At 41.8% G+C, this 1,805-nt stretch carries 2 protein-coding genes; one reads left to right on the top strand and one right to left on the bottom strand.

What is annotated here, in order from left to right:
• Positions 1-418 (top strand): NAD(P)-dependent oxidoreductase (locus tag L647_RS0100515; protein ID WP_024609478.1); only part of this gene is annotated, 418 nt, incomplete at its 5' end.
• Positions 419-921: 503 nt separating this feature from the next.
• Here L647_RS0100515 and sbcB read toward each other — a convergent pair.
• The coding region (gene sbcB / locus L647_RS0100510; RefSeq protein ID WP_024609477.1) for an exodeoxyribonuclease I at positions 922-1,805 on the bottom strand (884 nt) is incomplete at its 5' end.

Here is a 1,805-nt window from a genome sequence, read left to right as displayed (position 1 = left end):
ATTTAGCCGTTTTAGTCAATTACTAGGCGGCGTTGGCTCGGGCCAGTTATGTAAAATGGTTAATCAAATTTGTATTGCTGGCGCAGTGCAAGGTTTAGCCGAAGGCTTACATTTTGCCAAGCAAGCTGGGCTTAACGGTGAAAAAGTAATAGAAACAATATCTAAAGGCGCAGCCGGTTCGTGGCAAATGGAAAACCGCTACAAAACAATGTGGGCGGGTGAATATGAGTTTGGTTTTGCCGTAGATTGGATGCGTAAAGATTTAGGCATTGCGCTCGATGAAGCCAAAAACAACGGCGCAACACTGCCAATGACCGCAACGGTCGATCAATATTACGCCGACGTACAAGCACTCGGCGGCGGCAGATACGACACCTCAAGCTTACTAGCACGTATTGAAGCGCTACATAAAAAATAACGTTTACGTTGAGTATGTCGGTGTAGACGCCAAAGTATAGCAGTGTGTTTAACTTGTAGACGCCAAGCTTGCTTGCGTATAAAACGTAGTTTTTAAAAAGGTAAAGATATTAAAAGCTGCGCTTTTTACGTGAGCAAGCTCGACTCTTACCGCCAAAGTATAGCTGTGTGTTTAATTTGTAGTGCGTATAAAAACGGAGTTTTTAAAATGGCGCAGATATTAAAAGCGGCGCTTTTCACGTGAGCAAGCTCGACGTCTACCGCCAAAGTGTCGCTGTGTGTTTAATTTGTAGTGCGTATAAAAACGGAGTTTTTAAAAAGGTAAAAATATTAAAAGCTGCGCTTTTCACGTGAGCAAGCTCGACTCTTACCGCTAAAGTGTAGCGGTGTGTTTAACTTGTAGACGCCAAGCTTGCTTGCGTATAAAAACGGAGTTTTTAAAATGGCGCAGATAATATTAAAAGCTGCGCTTTTCACGTGAGCAAGCTCGACTCTTACAGCAAATTACATGCTTTGTGCGTAGTTATACAACGCCTTTAAAATGGTAAGGTTTTTTTCACTATCATCATGTTCATGCGCTAAATTTTCGAGGGTGATCATAAAATCTTGCGCATTAATTGATGGTTGATCTTCACCGTGCATTAACTTGTTTTGGCAATATTGACGCCATTGATCAAGCTCTTGTTGGTTTAGCGTTTCGGGCCAGTTACGAGCGCGGTATCTAAACAACAACGTATTAAACTTTTTATCTTCAAAGTCTAAATTCAACCCAGCCAAATCATCTGGCTTAGCATCACGAATAATCGCAAATTTAGCTTTGTCGGCATGGCTTGTAAACCCATCGTAAAGTAAGTAGTCAACGTTAGTCGTAGCGCTGTAATCGCCTTGCTCGTTAAACACTTCCGTTACTTTATCGCGAAGGTCGGTATTGGCTTTTAAAATAGCTAAGTTAGCTAAGCATTGCTCACGGTCAATTCCTAAACGGGCGGCGTTTTCAGGCAATAACGTTTTAGCAGGCGCTAAAATAGGGCACTTGTTTAAATGAACCAGTTTTAAGCCAACAGGTAAATCGCCCTCGGCTAAATCTAAGCGTTTGGTGTATAAACGTTTACGTAACTCTTCAACATTTAAATCAATAAGTACTTGCGGGCTTTGAGTTAAATCAAAACAAATAACCGCGTTTTTATTAACCGGATGAAAGCTCATTGGTGCAACCCAGCTTGTACAGCCTTGCGTTGCAGGTATGCGCGACGTCGTATGCACCAGCGGCGTCATGTTAAATACATCAACCAACTCAGCAAGCGCTTTTTTACTACGCAAACCAAAAAAGAAGTTATACAGCTTAGGCTGTTTTTCTTTTATTAATTTAGCCAGTGCAATAGTGGCGG

This window comes from Pseudoalteromonas sp. TB64 (assembly GCF_000498095.1).
GTDB lineage: Bacteria > Pseudomonadota > Gammaproteobacteria > Enterobacterales > Alteromonadaceae > Pseudoalteromonas.
This window is presented reverse-complemented; position numbering and strand designations above follow the sequence as displayed.